The organism is Streptomyces sp. NPDC001194, assembly GCF_042896985.1.
GTDB lineage: Bacteria > Actinomycetota > Actinomycetes > Streptomycetales > Streptomycetaceae > Streptomyces.
Genome location: NZ_JBIAXU010000012.1, coordinates 140,463 through 162,469 on the forward strand (window position 1 = coordinate 140,463; position 22,007 = coordinate 162,469).

At 73.4% G+C, this 22,007-nt stretch carries 23 protein-coding genes; 6 read left to right on the forward strand and 17 right to left on the reverse strand.

Translation table 11 applies throughout. The features are described 5' to 3' along the window. The 10 genes from ACFY1T_RS23340 to ACFY1T_RS23385 form a co-directional block, all read right to left on the reverse strand. Positions 1 to 408, reverse strand: a complete 408-nt coding sequence (locus ACFY1T_RS23340; RefSeq protein WP_390789869.1) for a hydrogenase maturation nickel metallochaperone HypA — start codon at positions 406 to 408, stop codon at positions 1 to 3. A gap of 182 nt (positions 409 to 590) precedes the next feature. Beyond that, positions 591 to 695: a DUF6893 family small protein gene (locus ACFY1T_RS23345; protein WP_389014722.1), complete on the reverse strand. Its 105-nt coding sequence runs from the start codon at positions 693 to 695 to the stop codon at positions 591 to 593. A 9-nt stretch (positions 696 to 704) separates the two neighbouring features. Beyond that, positions 705 to 1,235: a hydrogenase maturation protease gene (locus ACFY1T_RS23350; RefSeq protein ID WP_390789870.1), complete on the reverse strand. Its 531-nt coding sequence runs from the start codon at positions 1,233 to 1,235 to the stop codon at positions 705 to 707. Next, positions 1,232 to 2,692, reverse strand: coding sequence for a hypothetical protein (locus ACFY1T_RS23355; RefSeq protein WP_390789871.1), 1,461 nt, complete (start codon positions 2,690 to 2,692; stop codon positions 1,232 to 1,234). The genes ACFY1T_RS23350 and ACFY1T_RS23355 overlap by 4 nt, the downstream gene beginning before the upstream one ends. Further along, positions 2,689 to 3,390, reverse strand: a complete 702-nt coding sequence (locus tag ACFY1T_RS23360; RefSeq protein ID WP_390789872.1) for a DUF6084 family protein — start codon at positions 3,388 to 3,390, stop codon at positions 2,689 to 2,691. The genes ACFY1T_RS23355 and ACFY1T_RS23360 overlap by 4 nt, the downstream gene beginning before the upstream one ends. Continuing rightward, positions 3,387 to 4,022, reverse strand: a complete 636-nt coding sequence (locus ACFY1T_RS23365; RefSeq protein WP_390789937.1) for a DUF5947 family protein — start codon at positions 4,020 to 4,022, stop codon at positions 3,387 to 3,389. Before ACFY1T_RS23365 ends, ACFY1T_RS23360 begins: the two co-directional genes overlap by 4 nt. A gap of 50 nt (positions 4,023 to 4,072) precedes the next feature. Continuing rightward, a complete protein-coding gene (locus ACFY1T_RS23370; RefSeq protein ID WP_390789873.1) occupies positions 4,073 to 4,594 on the reverse strand; it encodes a hypothetical protein in 522 nt (173 codons plus the stop codon). Next, a complete protein-coding gene (locus ACFY1T_RS23375) occupies positions 4,591 to 6,375 on the reverse strand; it encodes a nickel-dependent hydrogenase large subunit (RefSeq protein WP_030856636.1) in 1,785 nt (594 codons plus the stop codon). Before ACFY1T_RS23375 ends, ACFY1T_RS23370 begins: the two co-directional genes overlap by 4 nt. 127 nt (positions 6,376 to 6,502) lie before the next feature. After that, on the reverse strand, positions 6,503 to 7,561 hold the full coding sequence (locus ACFY1T_RS23380) for a hydrogenase expression protein HypE (RefSeq protein ID WP_030856634.1): 1,059 nt from the start codon (positions 7,559 to 7,561) through the stop codon (positions 6,503 to 6,505). A gap of 97 nt (positions 7,562 to 7,658) precedes the next feature. After that, the gene (locus tag ACFY1T_RS23385; protein ID WP_390789874.1) at positions 7,659 to 9,449 is read right to left on the reverse strand and encodes a hydrogenase maturation protein; all 1,791 of its coding nucleotides are present in this window, start codon (positions 9,447 to 9,449) and stop codon (positions 7,659 to 7,661) included. 288 nt (positions 9,450 to 9,737) lie between these two features. On the opposite strand from ACFY1T_RS23385, the gene ACFY1T_RS23390 reads away from it, so the two are divergent. The 3 genes from ACFY1T_RS23390 to ACFY1T_RS23400 all read left to right on the forward strand — a co-directional run bounded on the left by ACFY1T_RS23390 (position 9,738) and on the right by ACFY1T_RS23400 (position 12,099). Beyond that, entirely contained in the window at positions 9,738 to 10,094 is a 357-nt protein-coding gene (locus ACFY1T_RS23390) for a hypothetical protein (RefSeq protein WP_390789875.1), read from the forward strand. Between the two features lie 89 nt (positions 10,095 to 10,183). Beyond that, positions 10,184 to 11,317, forward strand: a complete 1,134-nt coding sequence (locus tag ACFY1T_RS23395; protein WP_390789876.1) for a site-2 protease family protein — start codon at positions 10,184 to 10,186, stop codon at positions 11,315 to 11,317. A gap of 41 nt (positions 11,318 to 11,358) precedes the next feature. Continuing rightward, on the forward strand, positions 11,359 to 12,099 hold the full coding sequence (locus ACFY1T_RS23400) for a PP2C family protein-serine/threonine phosphatase (RefSeq protein ID WP_390789877.1): 741 nt from the start codon (positions 11,359 to 11,361) through the stop codon (positions 12,097 to 12,099). A 52-nt stretch (positions 12,100 to 12,151) separates the two neighbouring features. On the opposite strand, the gene ACFY1T_RS23405 is transcribed toward ACFY1T_RS23400, so the two are convergent. After that, positions 12,152 to 12,982 carry a LysR family substrate-binding domain-containing protein gene (locus ACFY1T_RS23405; RefSeq protein ID WP_390789878.1) on the reverse strand — a complete coding sequence of 277 codons (831 nt, stop codon included), beginning with the start codon at positions 12,980 to 12,982 and terminating at the stop codon, positions 12,152 to 12,154. Between the two features lie 58 nt (positions 12,983 to 13,040). On the opposite strand from ACFY1T_RS23405, the gene ACFY1T_RS23410 reads away from it, so the two are divergent. After that, the gene (locus ACFY1T_RS23410) at positions 13,041 to 13,445 is read left to right on the forward strand and encodes a DUF5997 family protein (protein ID WP_390789879.1); all 405 of its coding nucleotides are present in this window, start codon (positions 13,041 to 13,043) and stop codon (positions 13,443 to 13,445) included. 126 nt (positions 13,446 to 13,571) lie between these two features. Beyond that, complete coding sequence (locus ACFY1T_RS23415) at positions 13,572 to 14,282, forward strand: beta-glucanase (RefSeq protein ID WP_390789880.1); 711 nt, start codon at positions 13,572 to 13,574, stop codon at positions 14,280 to 14,282. On the opposite strand, the gene ACFY1T_RS23420 is transcribed toward ACFY1T_RS23415, so the two are convergent. The 3 genes from ACFY1T_RS23420 to ACFY1T_RS23430 are packed head-to-tail and all read right to left on the reverse strand — an operon-like array spanning position 14,269 to position 16,688. Continuing rightward, positions 14,269 to 14,889 (reverse strand): hypothetical protein, encoded by a 621-nt coding sequence (locus ACFY1T_RS23420; RefSeq protein WP_390789881.1) that lies wholly within the window; start codon positions 14,887 to 14,889, stop codon positions 14,269 to 14,271. The two genes, ACFY1T_RS23415 and ACFY1T_RS23420, sit on opposite strands and share 14 nt — an antisense overlap. Positions 14,890 to 14,915: 26 nt before the next feature. Beyond that, a complete protein-coding gene (locus ACFY1T_RS23425; protein WP_390789882.1) occupies positions 14,916 to 15,287 on the reverse strand; it encodes a hypothetical protein in 372 nt (123 codons plus the stop codon). Positions 15,288 to 15,311: 24 nt separating this feature from the next. After that, a complete protein-coding gene (locus ACFY1T_RS23430; protein WP_390789883.1) occupies positions 15,312 to 16,688 on the reverse strand; it encodes a zinc ribbon domain-containing protein in 1,377 nt (458 codons plus the stop codon). A 180-nt stretch (positions 16,689 to 16,868) separates the two neighbouring features. On the opposite strand from ACFY1T_RS23430, the gene ACFY1T_RS23435 reads away from it, so the two are divergent. After that, the gene (locus tag ACFY1T_RS23435; RefSeq protein WP_390789884.1) at positions 16,869 to 19,829 is read left to right on the forward strand and encodes a BTAD domain-containing putative transcriptional regulator; all 2,961 of its coding nucleotides are present in this window, start codon (positions 16,869 to 16,871) and stop codon (positions 19,827 to 19,829) included. Between the two features lie 185 nt (positions 19,830 to 20,014). On the opposite strand, the gene ACFY1T_RS23440 is transcribed toward ACFY1T_RS23435, so the two are convergent. The 3 genes from ACFY1T_RS23440 to ACFY1T_RS23450 form a co-directional block, all read right to left on the reverse strand. Beyond that, complete coding sequence (locus ACFY1T_RS23440; protein ID WP_390789885.1) at positions 20,015 to 20,695, reverse strand: hemerythrin domain-containing protein; 681 nt, start codon at positions 20,693 to 20,695, stop codon at positions 20,015 to 20,017. 122 nt (positions 20,696 to 20,817) lie between these two features. After that, positions 20,818 to 21,573, reverse strand: coding sequence for a carbonic anhydrase (locus ACFY1T_RS23445; RefSeq protein ID WP_390789886.1), 756 nt, complete (start codon positions 21,571 to 21,573; stop codon positions 20,818 to 20,820). Between the two features lie 128 nt (positions 21,574 to 21,701). After that, positions 21,702 to 21,998: an SHOCT domain-containing protein gene (locus ACFY1T_RS23450; RefSeq protein ID WP_390789887.1), complete on the reverse strand. Its 297-nt coding sequence runs from the start codon at positions 21,996 to 21,998 to the stop codon at positions 21,702 to 21,704. Between the last annotated feature and the right edge of the window lie 9 nt (positions 21,999 to 22,007).

The following is a 22,007-nucleotide window of genomic DNA, read 5'->3' on the forward strand; positions in this document are numbered from 1 at the left end:
TCAGTGCTCCTCGGAGATCGGTTCGCGGGTGGGGGCCGGGGGCCGGACGCGGTCGGGGCCGTCCTCCCAGTGCACGCTGAGGATCTGCAGCTCGCGCCCGGTGAGGAGTTCGACGTCGGCGGCCTGCCCGCAGCCGGGGCAGACGAGCCGGGGCGGCATACCGACCGCCCAGTCGCCCGTGCAGGAACGGCAGTGGGCGCGGGCGGGGACCGGCTCGGTCACGAGCTCGGCGCCCTCCAGGAGCGTCCCCGCGCAGGCGAGTTCGAAGCAGAAGGCGAGCGCGTCGGGCACCACCCCGGCCAGCTCTCCGACCTGGAGCCGGACCGAGGTGACGGCGGTCGCGCCGCCCGCCGCGGCGGCTTCCTCCACCTGGCCCACCACGGCCATGGCGATCGACATCTCGTGCATGGGACTCCGTCCTGCCGGGCCTCATTAGACCGGCCTGCGCCGTACGGGGCGCTCGGGCACGCCGACGCGGCGACGCCCCGTACGCCATTCGGGCGCCGGGGCGGTCGCACGTCGGGGATCACACGGATCGCGGGTGGCGGGTCGCGGGGCAGGGGCACGGGTCACGGGACACGGGACACGGGTCACATGCGGCGGATCTTCAGATAGCGCTGGATGTCGGGGAGCACCACGCTCAGCGCGCAGGCGAGGACGGCGACGGCCGCGCCGCCGATGATGGCCTTCTTCATGGGTTCTCCTCAGGTGGCGGTGGCGTTGCGCTCTGGGTCGAGCAGTTCCCCGTCCGGGCTCAGGACCAGGTCCAGGACCATCCGTACGGCCTCCGGTACCGCTGCGGCCACCGGGGCGCTCAGGCCGATGCCCTCCTCCAGGGAGCCGGGTTCGCAGCCGACGACCCAGATCCGGCGGGGCGGCGTGCTGCCCGTTCCGGCGCACAGGGTCTCCAGCAGGGCGAGCACCGCGTCGGGGGACATCTGGTGCCCGTCGAGCACCGGGCCCTGCGGGGCGAGGGAGCCGGGCTCGGCGGCCTCGATCAGGTACAGGGTTCCGGGGGCTGCGCCCCGGGCGGTGGCGTCCACCAGGACGAGCGTGTCGTAGCCGTCGAGGAGCTGGTAGGCGAGGTGGACGCCGCGTACGCCGATGTCCACCACCTCGACGTGCCCGGGCAGCCCGTGGCCGGGGTCGGCCAGCCTCCTGGCGGTCTCGACGCCGAAACCGTCGTCGCCGAGGAAGACGTTGCCGATGCCGGCGATCAGGATGCGGCCGCTCACGCGCCCTCCAGGGGGGCGACCTCGTCGGGCTGGAAGTAGAGGAACCGGCCCTGCTCGCGCCGGATGTCGGCGCCCGGGTCCCCTTCGACGGTCACGGCGAGGTGCACCCCGCCGTCCACGTCGTGGAGGACTGCCTCGACCCGGGCGGCGGCGCCCTGCAGGAACAGGTCCTGGGCGTCGGTGCGCCGCAGCCCCGGGCGCAGGATCACGCGGCTGCCGGGGCCCACCGAGGTCCCGTCGATCAGGATCCGGTCGCGGGCCGGGTCGGCGGGGTCGGCGTGGGCCGGGTCCCACCAGGGGGTGTCCGGCTTGAACACGGCGTCCTCGTCGAAGAGTTCGGCGAACGACTCGGGGGTGACCGCGCCGGGGCCGGTGATCTCGCGGAGCGCCCGGACGGCCCCGTGCAGGCGTTCCAGCACCTCGGGCGGCATGGTCTCGGCAAGGTCGATGACGGCGGCCGCGCGGGGGTCGGTGCCGCGGGCCTCGCGCTTCTCCTGGTCGGTCAGGGCCGCCGTGCGCAGGGCGAGGATCTCGTCGATCTCGGTGGCGTCGTACATGGCCCCGATGCTCTCGGGGGCGATGCCGGGGTGGTCCTCCAGGATGATCGGTGAGGAGAGCACCACGTCGCTGCTGCCCGGTTCGCCGGCGAGGACGGGCCAGGTGTGCCGGTTGGCGCAGGTGGAGACGGAGGCCTTGGCCCACTCGGGCGGGTCGGTCATCGAGAGGAAGGACCCGGCGCTGAGACCGAGCAGCAGGTGGGCCGCCACCAGTGAGCGCGGCAGGGCGGCGTCGCGGTCCGCTCCCGCGGTCGCCTCGGGTCCCCCGGCCGCGTCCGCGGACGTGTCCGCCACCGGGGTCCATTCGCTCGTGTTCTCGACCACGGCCGTGAGCTTGAACGCCCGGTAGGGGACGTCCAGTTGCTCGGCTCGCAGCCGCAGCAGCCCGTCGGCCCGCTCGGTGCGCCGGACCAGCCGGCCCACCTCCCGGCCGTCGGCGCCGAGCACGGGCTCGGTCTCCTCGCGCGCGGGCCGGACGAAGGGCAGGCAGACCTCGCCCTCCTCCAGCTCCGCCACGGGAACGGTCATTTCGACCCGCTCCTCGGTTCCCTCGTCCCAGGGGACCAGGACCCGGTCGGGCAGGTGCAGTTCGGGCACGGCCGCGAACGAACCGTCCGCACGCGCCTCTTCGACCGTACGCCGCTGCGCGTGCAGGAAGCGCAGCTCGACGGCGAGGGCGGCCGCGCCCCGGGGTTCCATGACCACCTCGGTGCGCTGGAAGGAGTGCTCTCCGTGCGCGGGTCCCCACGCGGGCGGGACCAGCACGCCGAACTGCCAGCGCAGCCGGTTCTTCGCCGCCGAGGCCCGGTACGGGTAGAGGACGTAGCCCTCGAAGAGGACGGCGTCGGCCACCTGCCGGGCGACGGCGAAGCGTGATGCGGGCAGGGCCGTCGTGGTCATGGCGCGGTCCTCTCGGCGGCCCGCGGCAGTACGGCGCCGGCCCAGGCGGGGTCCGGGGGCGGCGGCTCGGCCGTCGACGCCGCGTCGAGCAGGCTCCGTACGGTCGCCTCCCAGGAGGCGAGCGCGTGGCGGGAGCGGTAGGCGAGCAGGTCCGCCATGGTGTCGCGGGGCAGTCGCAGCCAGCCGCAGCCGGGGAAGTGCTGCTCGATCATCTCGTGCCACACCTCGGCGGGCATCCGGAACGGTGCTTCGCGGTCCCAGGGGACGGGTTCGACCTGGAAGCCCCCGGCGCCGGTGAAGGCCGTGCCGGAGAACAGCATCAGCAGCGGTGCCTCGCCCTCCTCCAGGGCGCTGAGGTAGCGGCCCGAGGCGATGTCCATGTCGTACGAGCACGGCACGACGACATCGGTCTCGGTCTCACCGGTGAAGCTGGGGACCATCACGGAGACCTGGGCGAACTGGAGGGGCTGGAGGGTGTTCCCCCAGCGGGCCCGCTCGCCGAACAGGTCGTGCAGCGCGGCCGCTTCACCCGTGCCGTAGCCGCGCCGGGCCGGCTCGATGCGGATCTGGCAGCGCAGCGCCAGGGCGTGGACGCGTTTGTCCGGGGCGGTGGTGATGCGCAGCCGGAAGACGAGGGTCGGGCCGGCCGCGTACGGGTCGGCGCGCACCCCGGTGCAGGAGAAGCCGAAGTCGGTCACGACCGCGCCTCCCCCGCTCCCGCCGGGACCTTGGCCCGGCGCTCCACCTGGGCGAAGAAGGCGTTCAGCGCGGCGCGGGCCTCGGCCCCGCCGTCGAAGCCCTGCCACAGCAGCCGCATCCGCCCCACCAGCTCGTAGCAGATGTCGATGGGCACGAGGTAGCACTCGGTGCGGCCCTCGGTCCGGCGCAGCAGCAGCGCCTCCACGTCGGGTTCGAGCAGCGCGGCGAGCGCACCGCCGCCGAGCACGTCCTGCCAGGTGGCCGGGTCCAGCTCGCTTTCGGTGGCACCGGCCGGGCTCGGGTAGAGCGCGACCAGCCGGTCGAGGGCGGCGTTGCGGAAGAAGAAGGCGACGCCGACCGGGATCTGGAGCTGCTCCCAGGCGCCGTCGCCGAGCCGGTGGTCCGGGTCCGTGAGGTAGCGGTCGGGGACGGCGCGGAAGCGCCCGGTGGCGGCGCCGGGCCGGTCGAACAGCAGGGCGCATGCGGTGCAGGCGCAGACCAGCGCCCGCCTCTCGACCTCCACGAGGTGGCGGTGGCCGTCCTCGGGGACCGCCACCGCGCACAGCTCGCAGCGCTCGGCGCGGGGCGGCCGGGGCCCGGTGAACCGGCGCAGGCCGCGCGGGCCGCGCAGCCCGGCGGAGCCGGTGCCCGGCTCCGCCGTCTCCCAGGGGTGCGTCGCGCTCACCGGGTCCGCGCCGGGGCCTGCGGGCGGGTGCCGATCTGGAGCAGCGGCAGGGCCGGTTCGGCCGCTTCGAGCTCCACCGAGGTCACCTCGGGCGCGAAGCAGGCCAGGGCGTCCTCGACGCTCCGCGGCACGGTGTCCCCGCCGGAACCGCAGCCGCAGCCGCCGCCCGGCTCGGAGCGCAGGCGCAGCGTGCCGGTGGCCGGGTCGTACCCGACGAGCGATACGGGGTCGGCGACGGAGTCCAGGGCCCGGGCGATCCGGGTGTGCACGTCCTCCGGGTGCAGGTCGTGCAGGGCCAGCAGGCTGGCGACGAGCTCGTCGTCCAGCAGTCCGCCGAGGCGCTCCACGCCGAGCCGCTCAACGATCCGGGCGAGCCCGGCCCCGTAGAAGTCCATGAGCACGCGCACCAGTTCCTCGGCCGCGGCGCAGGCCTCGCGGTCGCCGGAGGCGGCCAGCCGGTCCAGGACCTCGTCCACGCGCCGGCCCGCCTCGCGGGCGTCGGTCGCCTGCGCGCTCATCCGCCGAGTCCGCTCAGGCCGGTGGGCACGTGCATCTGCTTGACCGTCTTGCCGCCGCCGACGTACATGTGCACGCCGCAGGGCAGGCAGGGGTCGAAGCTGCGCACGGCGCGCATGATGTCGATGCCCTTGAAGTTCTCCGGGGAGTTCTCCTCGAAGATCGGGGTGTTCTGGACCGCGTCCTCGTACGGTCCGGGGGTGCCGAAGGTGTCGCGGGTGCTGGCGTTCCACGGGGTCGGCGGGTACGGGTGGTAGTTGGCGATCTTGCCGTCGCGGATCACCATGTGGTGCGAGAGGACACCGCGCACGGCCTCGGTGAAACCGACTCCGATGGACTCGTCCGGGACCTCGAACTTCTCCCAGGTCTGGGTGCGTCCGGCGCGGACCTCGGCCAGGCCCTTCTCGGCGCAGTGCAGCGCGATGGCGGCCGCGTACGCCTGGAAGTACGTGCGGGCGCGGTTGCGCTCCAGCGCGTTGCTCCACTGCGGGATCTTCCACTCGAAGCGCGTCTCGGGCTTGGTCATGGTGCGGGGCAGCGTGATGACCACGCTGTGACCGGTGGCCTGGACGTAGTCGGTGTGCACGAGCCCGGACAGCGCGGTCGACCACAGGCGGGCGATGGGGCCGCCGCCGGTGTCGAGGGCCAGGTGGTCCTTGCCGTCGAACCAGCGCGGGGACATCACCCAGCTGTACTTGTCGTCGAAGTTCCGCTTCTGCGGGGCCGGGATGGTGTGCTGGTTCCACGGGTGGCGGGCGTCGACCGGGTTGCCGAGCGGGTCGTGGGTGACGAACTTCTCCTGGCCCTGCCAGTCGTCGTAGTACGAGCTGCCGAGCAGGATGCGGATGCCGAGGTTGATCTCGGTGAGGTCGTTGGTGACCAGCTTCCCGTCCACCACCACGCCCGGGGTGACGAACATCTTCCGTCCCCAGTCGGTCATGTTGGCGTACGTGAAGTCGCAGTACTCGGGGTCGTTGAGCGCGCCCCAGCAGCCCAGCAGGACGCGCCGGCGGCCGACCTCCTCGTAACCGGGCAGGGCCTCGTAGAAGAAGTCGAACAGGTCGTCGTGGAGCGGGACGACCTTCTTCATGAACTCGCAGTACCGCATGAGGCGGCTCATGTAGTCCGTGAAGAGCTGGACGGAGGCGATGGTGCCGACGCCGCCCGGGTAGAGGGTGGAGGGGTGCACGTGGCGGCCCTCCATCAGGCAGAACATCTCGCGCGTGTACCGGCTGACCTGGAGGGCCTCGCGGTAGAACTCGCCCTCGATGGGGTTGAGCGAGCGCATGATGTCAGCGATGGTGCGGTAGCCGTGGTCGCCGGCGTGCGGGGCCTCGGTGCGCTCGGCGAGTTCGAGGACGCCGGGGTTGGTCTCGCGGACCATCTTCTCGCAGTAGTCGACCCCGACCAGGTTCTCCTGGAAGATGTTGTGGTCGAACATGTACTCCGCCGACTCGCCCAGGTTGATGATCCACTCGGCGAGGTGGGGCGGCTTCACGCCGTACGCCATGTTCTGGGCGTAGACGGAGCAGGTGGCGTGGTTGTCGCCGCAGATCCCGCAGATGCGGCTGGTGATGAAGTGCGCGTCGCGGGGGTCCTTGCCGCGCATGAAGACGCTGTAGCCGCGGAAGACGGACGAGGTGCTGTAACACTCCGCGACGCGCTTCTGCTTGAAGTCGATCTTCGTGTGGATGCCGAGACTGCCCACGATCCGGGTGATCGGATCCCAGGCCATCTCCACCAGGCCGCTGCCGTCACCGGCCGCCTTCGTCTTCGGTGTCATCTTGTCTGCCGTGACCCTTCTTGGAGACGGGAGCTGGGGGTTTGGGGAGGCGCAGCGGTGGGGCGCGGTCCCGGTGGGCCCGCGCCCCACCGGGACCGCGCCGGACGCGGGGACGCGGGCGGCCCGGTCACCAGGGCTTGCGGTAGCCGGTGGTCAACTGCCGTCCGGGATGGCGCCACTTGGGCTCCTGGTCCACCGTGTGCTCGGTGATCGACCTGAGCTTGCGGATGAGGGTGCCGTAGACCCCGCTGGCGGTGGCGGAGACCTTCGCCCCCGGAGGCTCGTCCATGAACGGCATGAACTTGTCGGGGAAGCCCGGCATGGTGCAGGCGATGCAGATGCCGCCGACGTTGGGGCAGCCGCCGATGCCGTTCATCCAGCCGCGCTTGGGCACGTTGCACTTGACGACCGGGCCCCAGCAGCCGAGTTTGACCAGGCACTTGGGCGAGTCGTAGGTCTGCGCGAACTCGCCCTGCTCGTAGTAGCCGGCCCGGTCGCAGCCCTCGTGCACGGTGTTGCCGAACAGCCAGGTGGGGCGCAGCTTGTCGTCCAGCGGGATCATCGGCGCGGAGCCGGCCGCCTGGTAGAGCAGGTAGGTGAGCGTCTCGGAGAAGTTGTCCGGCTGGATCGGGCAGCCGGGGACGCACACGATCGGGATGCCGGCCTTCGAGGTCCAGTCCCAGCCGAGGTAGTCGGGCACGCCCATGGCGCCGGTGGGGTTGCCCTCCATGGCGTGGATGCCGCCGTACGTGGCGCAGGTGCCGATCGCGACCACGGCGAGGGCCTTGGGCGCGAGGCGGTCGATCCACTCGCTGGTGGTGATGGGCTGGCCGGTCTCCGGATCGTCGCCGAATCCGCACCAGTAGCCCTCGGGCTTGATCTTCTCGTTCGGGATCGAGCCTTCGACGACGAGCACGAAGGGGTCGATCTCCCCGCGCTCCCCCTTGAAGAACCATTCGATGAAGGTGTCGGCGCCGCCGACCGGTCCGCACTCGAAGTCGATCAGCGGCCAGTGCACGGCGATCTTGGGCAGTCCCGGGAGGACGCCCATGACGATCTCCTCGATGCTGGGCTGCATCGCTGCCGTCAGGGACACCGAGTCGCCGTCGCAGCTCAGTCCGGCGTTGATCCAGAGGATGTGGATCGGGGGGTCCTCTACCGCCGTGCTCGGCGTTGCTGCATCCATGAGGATCGCTCCTTGGGAGGGGATGCGGGGAGGGTGGGTGGGGCGGGAACGGGGGCGGCTGACGGGCAGGTGCTCCGCGCCGGCCTCACCCTTCTTGCTAGCAGCCGGCGGGGCCCGGCGCCCTGTCTTGTACGGCCGGTCCAGTGACCGGGGGCCGCCGCGAGGGCAGCGGCGCGGTGCGCCGTCCCGGCACGGTCCGCTCCAGGTGGGCCGGGGTGCGGTCCGAGGGCTCCTTGCGCACGAAGGCGCGGCGCAGGGCGTGGTACGGGGCCTGCGGGTCGAAGAAGGTCTCCCGCATCCGCGCCAGCTCCGCCTCCCGGTAGGCGGCGAGCGGCCGGACGCTCTCGTCGGCGTCGCGCCGGGCCTTCTTGCCGGCGATCCGGGACAGGACGGCGGGCGAGTCCGCCAGGCGGACGGCGAGCCGGGACGTCTCGTCCGCGAACTCCTGCGGGGCGCAGTCGATCGTGCGGTCGACCAGTCCGAGCCTGCGGGCGGCTTCGGCGCTGATCGGCAGGGCGTCGGCGGTGAGGCGGTCCGCGACGCCGGTTCCGGTCCGGCGGGGCAGCGTGTAGGTCCAGTACTCGGATCCGTACAGGCCCATGAGCCGGTAGTGCGGGTTGAGGACCACGCCGCCACGGCACCAGACCTCGTCGGCGGCGAGGGCGAGCATGGCCCCGCCGGCGGCCGCGTTGCCGCCCAGGGCGGCCACGACGAACCGGTCGGTGGTGGTCAGCACGGCCTCCACCAGGTCGTCCATGGCGTTGATGTTGGCCCAGGACTCCTCGGCCGGGTCGGCGGCCGCCTCGATGACCCCGAGGTGGATGCCGTTGGAGAAGAAGTCGCGGCCGCCGCCGAGGACGAGGACGGAGACGGGCCGCGTGCAGGCCTCGCGGTAGGCGGCGAGCAGGCGCCGGCACTGCGTGGTGCTCATCGCGCCGCCGGGGAAGGAGAACGTGAGGAAGCCGGCCCCGCCCTGCTCCCGGTAGGTGATGTCGGACCAGGTCCGCGCGTTGCCGTCGGCTTCCGCCTCGGCGTACGGCGGTGCGGGGATCTCGGGGAGCGGTGGCAGCCGGTCGCCGAGGGCGAGGGTGGCGGGGAGCTTGACGGGGGCCGGCCCGCCCGGTTCGCCGGGCAGGCGCCGGGCGCGGAGCTCGGGGATCCACACGGCCCCGTCGGCGGTCGCCCGGCAGATCGCGCCCGCTCGGGTGGCGAGCAGCTCGCCGGGGCGGCCGCGCAGCCGGTCCTCGGGGTGTCCGCCGTGCAGGAACCACTGGCCGCCGAGCAGTTCGTCGAGTACGCCCGGCTGGGAATCGGCGGCGCGCAGCGCGCGGACGACGCTCTGCGTGGAGTCGTTGGCCCAGTCGATGCGGCGCAGCTCCTGGCGCAGGTACGGCCGGGCGCGGCCCGCACCCTGCCGTTCGGGTACGTACGTGCCGCCGGCGTAGCGGTCGACGGCCGTCAGCACCGCGGTCAGGGCGGCGTCGGCGATCTCGCCGCGGTAGGCGTCGCTCTTGCCGACGGGGGGCAGCGGGCAGTCCGCGGTGGCCCAGACGTCGCCCGCGTCCATCTCCTCGCAGGCCTGGAGGACGGTGACGCCCCAGCTGGTCTCGTCCTGCGCGATGGCCCAGTCGAGCGAGGAGGGCCCCCGGTCGCCTACGGGCCCCGGGTGGACGATCAGGCAGGTGTGGGCGGACCAGACCTCGCGCGGAACGGGGGTCTTCAGCATCGGTGCGAGCACGAGGTCCGGCCGGTGACGGTCGACGGCCTCGGCGAGGCAGACGCCGGGCAGGGCGAGCTCGACCGCCACGCTGTGCCCGCGGTCCCTCAGCTCCGCGTGGACGCGCTGGGTGAGACTGTTGAACGCGCTGGCGGCGAGCAGGATGTGCACGTGATCTCCCAAGCGTCCGGCCCCCGGCCATCTGCGGCCGCGGCAGGTACGGCCGCTGGCGATCGTCGGCCACGGGCGCCCGCGGGCCCGTGAGGCCTACGGGGGTGTCACCCGGAAGTGGCCACCCGCAGCCGCCACCTGGTGGAGGCCGTGGCCGTGTGACGGCACCCGCCGCCCGTCGCCGTGTGACGGCACCCGCCGCCCGTCGCCTCCCGATCTTCGGCGGATATTCTTGATCCGCGCCGCGGGCAGCCGCGGCGCCCGGAAGCAGACGAGATGGAGCCCCCGATGGACGTGCAGCACTTCGAGCGGATCACCGCATTCATCGAGGCGCGGCTGACCCCGCTGTTCGACGAGGCCACCGGCAGCGAGCGCGGTTTCGCGATGGACGACACCTCGCGGGCCCTGCGCGCGCTGCGCAACGCCGTGCTGGAGGCCTCGGCGGTCAAGGGGCTCGTCGAGAAGCGGGCCACGGCCGAGCCGGCGCTGCGCCGGGTCATCGACCAGTCGGTGGAGCACCACTGGGACGTGCTGCGCGGCATCGCCCGCCAGTGGGAGGACCACGGCGACTTCCTGCGCGAGTTCAAGCGGCACGCCTGGGAGCTCGACGAGGTCCTGTCCGCTCCGGCCGCGACGGAGGACTGATCCCCGCGCCACCCGCGGCTCCGGCACGGGTCCGCCGTGCCGGAGCGACAATGGGGTGAGACCCACTGCCGCGCCGGCAGGAGACGAAGATGAACGGCTCGGTCCCCATCGGACGTGTCGTCGGCGTGCCGCTGCGGATGCACTGGAGCGTGCCGCTGCTCGTGGTGCTGTTCGCGTACGGGCTCGGGCGCCAGACCCTCCCCGTGTGGACTCCCGGGCGATCGAACGCCGTGTACACCCTCGCCAGCGTGGTGGGGGCCCTGCTGCTGATGGCCAGCCTGCTCCTGCACGAGACCGCGCACGCCGCGACGGCCCGCCGCAGCAAGATCTCCGTCGAGGACGTCACCCTGTGGGCGCTGGGCGGGATGACCCGGATGGGCCGGCCGCAGAGCGCCGGGGCCGCCTTCGCCGTGGCGGTGAGCGGTCCGCTGACCAGCCTGGTCATCGGCGGCGCCGCGGTCGGCGCGGGGATCGCGGTGGACTCCCTGCTCGGCTGGGCGGTGCCCGCCGCCGTCCTGGTCTGGCTGGGCTGGGCGAACCTCTTCCTCGGCGTGTTCAACCTGCTGCCGGCCTCGCCGCTCGACGGCGGACGGGTGCTCCAGGCGCTGCTGTGGTGGCGCACGGGCGACCGGGACCGGGCGGACCGGGCGGCCTCGCGCAGCGGGCAGGTCATGGGCGTACTGCTGGCGGCGCTGGGCTGGGTCTCCTTCCTGCGCGGGTCCTCGGGCGGGCTGTGGCTCGTCGTCATCGGCCTCTTCATCACGTTCGTCGCGGGCGCGGAGCGCCAGCGGGCCGTCCTGCAGACGGGGCTGCGGGGCGTGCGCGTGGCCGAGGCCATGTCGAGCCCGGTGGCGGCCGGCGCCGACTGGCTGAGCGTGCGGCGGTTCATCGAGGAGGTCGCCGTCGCATCCCGGCATTCCGCCCTGCCGCTGCTCGATTTCGACGGCCGCCCGAGCGGGGTGGTGCGCGTACGCGGGCTGGCCCGGATCCCGGACGCTCAGCGGGACGCGCTGCGCGTACGGGACGCGGCGACCCCGCTGGAGCGGTGCGCGGTGGCGGCCCCCGGTGATCTGCTGGGCGAGGCCCTGGACGCGCTGAGGCCGGGTGTCGGGCTGCCGCTGCTGGTGGTGGACGCGGACCGGCTGGTGGGGATCGTCACCGCCAAGGACGTCACCCGGCTCGTGGAGCGTCGGGCGCTGGGCGGGGGCGGGGAGTCCGGATGAGCGGGGCGCGGGAGGGCGCGCGGCGGGACAATGGGGGTGCGATGCCGTACGTAGCCGTGAGCGCCCTGAGCCATGCCGGGCTGGTACGCGACCACAACGAGGACAGCCTCGTCGTCGGTCCGTGGACGCTGTGCGCCGGTGTGACCCGCAACCCGCAGACGTTCGTGTTCCCGCTCGGTGCGCCGCTGGTCGTCGCGGTCGCCGACGGGATCGGCGGACAGCCGGCCGGTGAGGTGGCCAGTGCGCTGGTGGTGCGGCAGCTGGCGGTGCTCGGGCCCTCCCTGGAGGGCGAGGAGTCCGTCCGCGAGGCGCTCGACCTGTGCAACCGGGCGGTGTTCGCGGCGGGTGACAGCGATCCGGAACTGGCCACCATGGGCACGACCGTGGCGGGTGCGGTCGTGCTGGAGGACTCGCTGATCTCGTTCAACGTCGGTGACAGCCGGGTGCTCGACGCCACGGGGCAGGAGCTCCGGCAGGTGAGCGTCGACGACAATCCGCCGCTGGAGCCGGGGCAGCGCACCACGTCCCTGCTGACCCAGGCGCTCGGCGGTGCCCGCCGGTACGGCGGGATCACCCCGCACGTCTCCACGCAGCCGCTGCCGGCCGGAGCCCGCTACCTGGTCTGCTCGGACGGACTGACCGACCCGGTGCCGCCCGGGCGGCTCGACGAGCTGCTGCGGGTGCACGACGACGGCAAGGCGGCCTTCGAGCTGTGGAGGGCCGCCGTCGAGGCGGGCGGCCCGGACAACATCACGCTCGCCCTGGTCAGGATCGGCGACTAGAGACCCTCCGCCGGGTCACCGAGCGTGACCGTACGGGCGCGGGCCCGGAGCGCTACGGCCGTCGGCGCGGCTTTCCGGCCTTGCTGCTCTTGCCGCCCTTGGCGCCGCCCTTCGCCGCGCCCTTCGGCGCGCCCGAGCCGCCGCGCGGGTTCTTGGCGCCCGTCTTCCCGGCCGCGGGCTTGCGCCCGGTGCCCGCCGCGTCGGAGCGCCCCCGCTGCTTCGGCTGCGGCGGGGTCGGGCCTCCGCGGCCGCGGGTGCTGTTGACCGTCCGGCCGCGCACGATCCCGATGAACTCCTCGACCAGGTCGGTGGGTTCGCCGTCGAGCTCGAGGAACGACAGGGCGACCCGGGACTGGGGCGCGTCCGTCACCGTCCGGTACGTGAGGTCCTTGCGGTGGTGCAGGCGGGCCAGGGACTGCGGGACGAGGAGGACGCCGATCCCGGCCGCCACCAGCTCGATCGCGTCCGCGGTGGTCGCGGGGCGTTCGAACGCGGGCTTGCCGGGCAGGTCCTCCCAGTCCAGGGTGTCGTCCAGCGGATGCAGCACGATCTCGTCCGCGAGGTCCCCGGTGGAGACCTCTTCCACGGCCGCCACGAGGTGGTCCTTGGGGACCACGACGACCGTGGTCTCGGTGTAGAGGGGGATCGCGGCCAGGCCCGTACGGTCGATGGGCAGCCGTACGAAGGCGGCGTCGGCCTCGCCGCCCCGCAGGGCGCCGGGGGCTTCGGCGGCGGACACCTGCAGGAGGGTCAGCGGGACGTCCGCCAGGCGCTCGTTCCAGATCCGCACCCACTTGCCGGGCGTCACTCCGGGGACGTACGCGAGCCGGAACGACGCGGACGCCGAGGGAGATGCCGTGGGAGATGCTTCCGAGCCTGTCACCCGGCCAGGTTACCGGCCGTGGTCAGAAGTAGCGCACACGCTCGATACCCTTGACCCCATGACGTCGCACAAGACCACCCAGACCATGAAGCCCGCCACCGCGGCGAAGAAGCTGGGTGTGTACCTCGAAGCCACCCCCGCTGAGTTCCAGGAGGGTGTCGTGACCCGCAGCGAGCTGAACGCGCTGCAGGCCGAGCCGCCCCAGTGGCTGCAGGAACTGCGACGCAACGGCCCGCACCCCCGGCCCGTGGTCGCTTCCAAGCTCGGCGTCTCGATCGCCGGCCTCGCGCGCGGCGGGGTCACCGAGGCCCTCACCACGGAGCAGATCGACACGCTGAAGCAGGAGAACCCGGAGTGGCTCCAGAAGGAGCGGGCCACCCAGGCCGAGGTCCGCAAGGAAGCGGTCCGCATCAAGGAGAAGCACGCCGAGCAGGCGGAGCGCCTTCAGCAGTCCGGCTCCTGACCGGCGCGCGCCGCGGGGCGCGCGGGCGGCGCCCCTGACGGCGAAGTGCCCCAAAGCACCCGTCCCGTCCGCATTTCACCAAAGATCACCGGAATACGGACGGCGCGCCCTGGGCAGACCTGCGGCGTGATCTCGCAACTCCTCGCCCCGTTCAGGCGCGCCCGCACCACCCTCGTCTTCTCCGCCGACTTCGGCTCGACCTCCCGCTGGGTCGCCGGCCGGACCTCGGCCTTCCCGGACAACGGCCCGGTCAATCCGGGCGACAACAAGCTGGACCACCTGGTCGACGACCCCTCCTACAGCCGCGGCGGGACCTTCCGCGCCACCCGGCGGCACGACGGCGACTGGGACTCCGGCCTGCTGACCACCGAAGGAAGCGAAGAGGGCTTCCTGCTGCGCGCGGAGGACGTACTGGAGGCCCGGGTCCGGCTGCCGGAGGCAGTCGGCGCCTGGCCCGCGATCTGGACCTGGCGGGACGGCGGCCAGGAGGTCGACGTCTTCGAGTACCACCCGGACAACCCGGACCTGCTCGAACTCTCCAACCACGTCCGGGGCGGGGGCTCGCACTACTACCACGACCCGGCCATCCGCCCCGGCGCATGGGTCGACCTCAAGGTCAAGTTCGGTACGAGCTCGGTCGTCTGGTGGATCAACGGCGCCCGCGCGTACGCCGATCACAGCGGGGTGGGCCGGCGCTGGCGGGCGTACCTCATCGTGAACCTCTCCGTGTGCGCCGGCCGCTACCACCCGGCTCCCGACCACTCCCTCTCGGAGATGTCGTACGAGGTCTCGGACCTGCGGGTGTACCGCAGTCAGGCCGGGATCACCGCTCGGTGACCTCCGCACCGACGATGACCCCGCCGGACACGGTGTACGTGCCCTCGTACACCCTCGGCGTGCCGTCCGTCTGGACCGCACGGATCAGGACGCGGACCCGGCCGGCGTCCACCGCGTCCGCCGACCCGAGCGAGATGCTCGCCGTCGTGTCGTAGCCCGCCACCCACTTCGCGTAGGAGGTGTGGGCGATGTTCCTGCCGCCGAGTTCCCAGGCGGCCTCGAAGTCCCGGTTCACGAGGTCCTGGTAGTACTCCTCCACCACGTCGCCCGGATCGTCCGGACGGGGCGGGCTCGCCTCCGGCGGAGGCTGGACGGGAGGGGTGTACGCCACGGACGGGGTGACGGCCGGGGTGGGCCGGGCCGCACCGGGGGTGGAGGGCGGGACGACGGCAGACGGCGTGGCGGAACCGCCGTCCGCTCCCGGCGCCAGACCGCTCGTGGCCGCGTCGGCCGTCCGCCCCGCAGGCTCGGGAGCGACGGCGATGAGGACTCCCGCGGTCCCCCCGCCGACGGCCACGAGAACGGCCACCAGCCACGGCAGCCACCGGGGAAGCACCGTGGGGCCCACGCGGACGTAGCCGGGCCCGGCGGGCCGGGAGGGCGGCATGGTCATCTCCTTCGAACCCCCCTCGCTCACAGACCGCGGATGGCCTCTTCGATCGGCTCCGCGAGGGAGACCAGGGCGGTGAACCCCGCCACGGCGCTCAGGAGCGCCCTGGCGAGCATCCTCAGCTTTCCCATCCGCGGGTTCTCGCGGGCGAGCTCCTCACGCGCGTCCTGCGCCGTCTCGATCAGATCGGCGCGGTCGGGGTGATCGGAGCGGCCGAGCGCCTCTATCAGCAGGGAGACCAGGTCCCGGATCTCCCCGGGCGATCGCTGCCGTCCGTCTCCGACGTGTGTCGGACCACTGCTGCGGATCTCGACCTGTGCGTTCCTGCCGCTCGCCACCGCGGAGGAGACGACATTCGAGCCGCCGGTGGCGATGATCCCGTCGTTGTTCCGCATTCGTCTTCCTGCCCCTCATCCCGGTCAGTCCAATTTCACGCGCGGCAGTTTGCCGAGGATCTTCGACGAGATGCCCGAGTTCTCACCCGAGGCGACGGAACTGGCGTGGACGCTCGCTCCGTGGCTCGCGATGATCCCGTGATTGATGATCAGTTCCTGGCGCTGCACCAGCTCGTCCGTATGGATTCCGTGGGCCTCCGCGAACTCGACGATCGCGTTCAGCACCCTCTTCTCGATGGCCTTGAGGACCATGCCGCTGTCCGCTTCCTGGAAGTAGCGCTGGTGGCTCCGGTCGGCGACGTTGCGGCGCACCGCCTGCCGGGCCCCGTAGTCGAAGCGCCGCAGCTGTGTGATCAGCTTGTCCTGGCCCCGGACCCGGAAGTACATCCAGAAATCGGGCGCGAATCCCGCGATCGCGCGCCAGGGCGAGGCCAGCAGCTCGAACACGGTGGGGACCAGGGTTCCCGCCGCGAGTCCGAGCACCTCGAACAGGGGCGGGCTGGGCATGAGGGTGTCGACGACCCGGTAGCCGTCGCGCAGGGGGAAGAGCACGGTCGGGGACGCCTCGACGACGAGACTCGAGTCCGAGCGGACGAAGCGGATGAAGAGGGACGTCACCAGCTCGCCGCCCCAGCCCGTGGAGTGCACCCCGAGGTAGGGCCGGGCCTTCTCCTCGGGCGAGCGCTTGAGCGCGTCCATGGCACCGGGCGTGATGGCGGTGACGGGCCGGCTGAGCGGATCGGAGAGGAAGCGCCTGTCCTCCCGGACCGCCGAGCCGTCGACGAAGAGCCGCTCCTCGATCTCCAGACAGGGCAGGCCCAGCGTGGCGAGCCGTCCGGCGACGTGGGCGTAGAGGTCCACGACGTCGAAGTCCCGCGGCTCGGCCCCCGGCCGGCTCGGGGAGGTGACGTCGAAGGCCAGTGACCACGAGTCGCGCTCGGAGCCGTACCCCGCGAACGGCGAATAGCCGCTGTAGGTGGTGACGTTCCCCTCTGCGTACTCGCCGATCTCGCGCAAGCGCACGGCGACGCCCAGGCTGATCGGCTCGGGAGCGGCCGCGGGGTCGAAGCTGTCCGGGCGCAGGCTCTGCATCGACCGGCCGTACTTGGTGGAGAGCTCGAACGAGAACACCGTCACCCAGGCGAGGAACAGCGTCAGCAGGGCGATCCAGGGCATCCCCACCCACAGCTGGAAGACGAGGAGGAACAGCAGCAGGAAGGCGAGCAGGATGTCCCGGCCGTGTCTGCGGGCGTTCGCGCGGTACGCGTGCCTGAGCACGACCGGCAGATCGCACGCCGGGGCCGCGGCCACACCCAGGTGCGGCTCGGCCGCCACGTCCTTGACCAGGGACCTCGCGTACGCGCGCTCCAGGTACGCGGCCGCGCACAGGTACCTCGTCACGTCCCGGCCGCCACCCCATGCCGGAACCGCGGTGCGGCGCGCGGCGACCGGACCTGTCATGACGCCCCCCGATTTCAAGCCATTCCGCCTTCACGCGCGCACCACGATCCTTGCCAAGCGTGGTCGGGGGCGCTGCAATGCCGATGAAATTTCGATGATGCGCGCGAAACGAGGATGCGAGTGGACGGGGAATCTCCGCAGCGGCTCCGGATCGAGCTGCTCGGTCCGGTCCGGGTCTGGCGAGGAACGACGCCGCTGGACCTGGGACCCGTCCGGCGACAGGCCGTGCTGGCCGCGATGGTCCTGCGGGCGGGCAGCACCATCAGCCACGAGGACCTCCTCGACGGGGTGTGGGGCGCGGCGCCGCCGGGATCCGGCCACCGGGTCCTGCCGAGCTACGTCTACGCGCTGCGCAAGGCCCTCGACCCGCAGGACACGGGGTACGAGGATTCGGTGATCCGCAGCAGCCAGGGCCGGTACGGCATGGCCATGGACCGGATCCGTGTCGACGTGGCCGAGATGGCGGGACGGCTCCGGGACGCGCGGCGCGCGAAGGAGTCCGGTGACCTGGCCGGCGCGATGGCCGGATTCGCCGAGGCGCTCGCGCTGTACCGGGGAGAGCCCCTGGCGGGGCTGCCGGGGCCGCTCGCGCAGGCCGAGCGGCGGCGGCTGGCGGACCGGCGGCGCGCGCTCGAGTCGGAGCGGCTCGAGTGCCTCGTCCTGTCGGGCCGGGCCGGCGAGGCCCTGGACGGCCTGGCCGCGCTGTCCGCCGCCGAGCCGTACGACGAGGCGGTCCTGGCCCTGCACATGCGGGCCCTGTACGCCAACGAGCGCCAGGCCGAAGCGCTGAACGCCTACCAGGGCATGCGCGAGCGGCTGCGCGACGAGCTCGGGGTCAGCCCCGGCGACGCTCTGGGCCAGGTGTACGAAGCGGTGCTGCGCCGCGACGACGAGCTGCTCCTCGGCCCGGAGGCGGCCCGACCCGCCGCCCACTCCCCCGGCGGCCCGGCCGCCGCCCCCGTACCGCCCCGCCCCCGCCTCCCCGTCAACGAATTGCCGGGGGTCACCGGTGTCCTCGTCGGGCGGGAGCGCGAACGGGCGCTGCTGGCCGCTCCCTTCCCGCCCGGCTCCGTGGGGGTCGCGACCGTCGACGGCATCGCCGGGATCGGCAAGACCGCCCTCGTCGTCCGCGCGGCCCGGGAACTGCGCGCCCACTATCCCGACGGGTGCCTCTTCGTCGACCTGCGCGCCCACAGCCCGGGACGGCAGAAGCTCTCGCCACAGCGGGTGCTGCGGCGACTGCTGCGCTCGATCGGCGCGGCCGACAGCGAGGTTCCGGCCGATCTCGACGAACTCACCACCGCCTGGCGTGCGGTGACCGGATCGCTGAGGCTGCTCCTCGTACTGGACGACGCCGTGGGGAGCGCGCAGATCCGGCCGTTGCTCCCCGCCGGGCCGGGCAGCATGGTGATCGTGGCCAGTCGCCAGAGGCTGGCAGGCTTGGACGCCGACCGGCGCATCACGCTGGAGCCCCTGGAGACGGGCGAGGCGCGGGCCCTGCTCGGGCAGCTCGTCGGGGAGGAGCGCACGGCCGGGGAGGAGACGGCCGCGCGCGAGCTGGCAAGGCTGTGCGGAGGGCTGCCGCTGGCGCTGCGCATCGCCGGGACACGGCTGCAGACCCGCCCCGTCTGGACCCTCGCCCACCTGGTGGACCGCATGGCGGACGACGATCACCGGCTCGGTGAGCTCCGTGCGGGGGACCGCAGCCTGGAGGCCGCCTTCCGGCTGTCGTACGACCAGCTCGCCCCCGCTCAGCAGCGGGCGTTCCGCGCCCTGGGCCTGACGCCGACGAGCGAGTTCGACGCCCTCACCCCGGCGGCCATGCTGGGCCTGCCGGCCCGCGACGCCGGGCAGATCCTGGAGGGCCTGGTCGACACGAGCCTGGTGCAGCAGCCCCGGCCGGGCCGCTACCGGCTGCACGACCTGGTACGGGTCCACGCCCGGCGGCTGGCGGAGGCAGCCCCGGCCGAAGCGGGGGCGGCGCGCACCGCCGTGCTCCGCCTCTACGTGGACGCGGGCCGGACCGCCAGCGACTGGGGCTCCGGCGGCTTCCCCACCGGGCCGGCGGGGACGGGAGCCTTCGCGGACCGGGCCGACGCGAGTGCCTGGCTGAACGCCGCCGACGCGGAACTCGCCGACGTCGTCGGCCATGCGGCGGGCCTCGGCGAGGCCGACCACGCCTGCTGGATCGCCGAGGCCCTGACCGACCACTTCATCCGCCGGGGCCGCTACCACGAAGGGCGCACGGCGTTGGAGACCGCCCTCCCCCAGGCGGAGCGGGCCACCGACCGGCGGATGGTGCCCGCTCTGCGCAACTGCCTGGGGATCATCGACATCTACCGGGGCGAGGCCGAACAGGCGCGCGAAACCTTCGCCGAAGCCCTGCGCCTGAGCCGCCAGGGCGGGGACCGGCACGAGGAGGCCCGGGCCCTGAGCGGGATCGGGACGGCGGAGCTGAACGCGGGCCGGCCCGAGCGGGCCATCGCCCCCCTCACCGCGGGGGTCGACCTGGCCCGGCTGCTCGAGGACGACTGGATCGCGGCGATGGCCCTGTGCGTGCTCGGGACCGTCCACCACGTGCGGGGGCGGACCCGAGAGGCGCTCCGCTGCTTCGCCGAGTCCGCCGTCCACGCCGAGGCGAACGGGCGGCCCGCCATGATCAGCAGGGTCCTGAGCTGCGCCGCCGAAGTCCACCTCGGCCTGGGCGAGTTCACCGAGGCCAAAGAGCTCCTGAGCCGGGCGGCGCTCCTCGTCCAGCGGGCCGGCGACATCCCCCTGACCGCGATCACGCTGAGCATGCTGGGCACGGCGGAGATGGGGGCGGGAAACCTGGAGGCGGCCCTGGCCCTCCACCACGACGCCCTCTCCCGGCTCCAGTCGCTGTCCCCGCTGAACGAGCCCCACCAGACCCGTATGGAGATGGCGATCCGCAGCAGGCTGGGCCGCGCCTACTCGGCCGCGGGCCGGGTCCGCGAGGCGGGGCAGCAGTTCCGGACGGTCCTCGCCTTCCCCGGCGCCGGCGCGTACCCCGCGGAGCGCGCGCTCGCGGTCGCCGGTCTCAGGGACTGCGAGGCCACCTAGGGGGTGTCTTGTCGATCACGCCGGGCTCGCGGCGGCGGGCACCGCGCCTCGCCGCGTTGTCCTCGCTCGCCGACACACCACGTCGCCTCCTCCCCCTGCCTTCGGCGGGGGGACCCCCACGTCCGCCTTGCGATCCACGGCACCCACCACCGCTCCCTGACCCGGCCCGATCGACAAGACACCCCCTAGCCGTGGCCCACCGCCGCCTCCAGGCGCTGTTCCAGGCGGCGGAAGTTGCGCTCGCCCACCGCGTGCCACAGCACCCGGGGCGGCAGCGGCAGGTGGCCCATGATCAGGATCTGTTCGCCCGGGTCCGCGTCCTTGAGGAGCATCCCGAGGACGGTGAACAGCCTGCTCTTGGGCACGGCGGCGCTCGCCGCGTCGCCGATCTCGTCCCACTCCGCCTGTGACACCACCCCCGGGACGAGCGGCAGCGCCTCGCGCTCCTCCTGGTCGAAGTGGTCCCCGGCGGCCTTGGCCAGTCGGTCGAACGTGTCGGCCAGCTCCTCCCGGTGGGTGATTCCCCCGGCGGCCGCCCACGCCCCGAGCAGGTCCTTCGCCCGTGCGAGCAGGGCCGACAGCTCGGCGTGCTGGCCCCGCAGCCGCTTCCACAACCCGCCCTGTCCGGGGAGACGTTCGGCCAGCTTCGGCCACAGCAGCCGGTCCTCGCCCTCGTGGTGGTCGTGCAGGGTGTCCAGCAGCAGCTCCAGCCGGTCCGCGACCAGCCTGACCTGGGCGCGGCTGCCGTGGCGCACTCCGCGCACCCGGCCCGCCGCCTCCCCGAACTCGCGCCGGAACATCCGGTGGACCACCACCATGTCGTGCGTGGTGATCGGTTTTCCCTGGTTCTGCATCGAAGTGGACATCGACCGCGACCCCCGCCCTGGTGGGTGTACCGGGCTCCAGCGTGGCGGGCGGCCGGCCGTCCGCGACAGGGGCGCACGGCGGCGCTCCAGCGCCCCCGGGGAGCCCGGTCCCGCGGCCCGGCCTATGCCAGGGTGCGCACCCTCGGGTCGCGGAGCCCGTAGCGGGCGGCGACGATCGCCAGCCTGCCGTCGGATATGCGCCGGGCGAAGTCGGGTTCGGCCGCGAGCAGGTCGCGGGTGCGCCGGGCGTGCGCGTCGATGGTGGCGTCGATCCGGGCCTCGCCCTGCCGGGTGTGGTCGACGGAGGGCCGGATCCGGTCGGCCAGGTACCGGAGGTGCGCGGGCAGCGGCTCACCGCTCCCGTCGGCGTGGACGGCGGCGCCGACCGCCTCGCAGGACTGGTGGCCGAGCACCAGCACCAGCGGGACCTCCAGTTCCAGTACGCCGAACGCGACGCTGCCGAGGACGGCCTCGTCGAGCACCTCGCCGGCCGAGCGCACGGTCAGGAGGTCGCCGAGCCCCTGGTCGAAGACGAGTTCGGGAGGCACGCGGGAGTCGACGCAGCCGAGGACGACCGCGAAGGGCTGCTGGGTCCTGGTCAGACGGAGCCTCAGGAAGGCCGACTCGTGCGGGTGCTCCTGCGCGTACGTCCGCCAGCGCCGGTTGCCCGCGGTCAGCCGGCGCAGCGCCTCCTGCGGGGAGACCGGGCCCGCGGCGGCCTCCGTCTCGGCGGGCGGCGCCGGGGCCGGGGCGGACGAGGCCGGGAAGCCGGCGGTGAGGGGGAGGACGGACCCGACGGCCGCCGAGCCCGTCGCGGCGGCGCGGAGTAGTCGGCGGCCGGGCGACGGGGTGTCCAGTGTCTGCGTGTTCGAATCCATCGCGGGACGGTAACCCCGCCTCCGGGCCCCCTGCCCGGGTGCGGGGCTCAATATCGGAAGTCCGGCCGGGCGGGGCCGGCCCCGCCCCTCGCGCCCGGGGCCGGCCGGCTCGGCCCTCCCGTGCCGGGTCAGCCCGCCCCGCCCTTGCCGTCCAGGGTCGTCCGGCCGAACTGCTCGTCCAGTACGGACAGCCGGCGCCAGTACTCGTCCTCGTCGATCTCGCCGGTCGCGAACCGGCGGCCCAGGATGGCGATCGGAGAGTTCTCGCCGTACGAGCCCCGCATCGCCCACGGTCCGCGCGGGCCGCGTCCGCCGCGCCACACCGTGCGGCGCAGGGCGGTGACGACGCCGAAGACGACGAACGCCCAGATCAGCGGGGCGAAGAGGATCCACGGGCCGGGCCCGTCGTACGCAAGGGTGTTCATCTCGGTTCA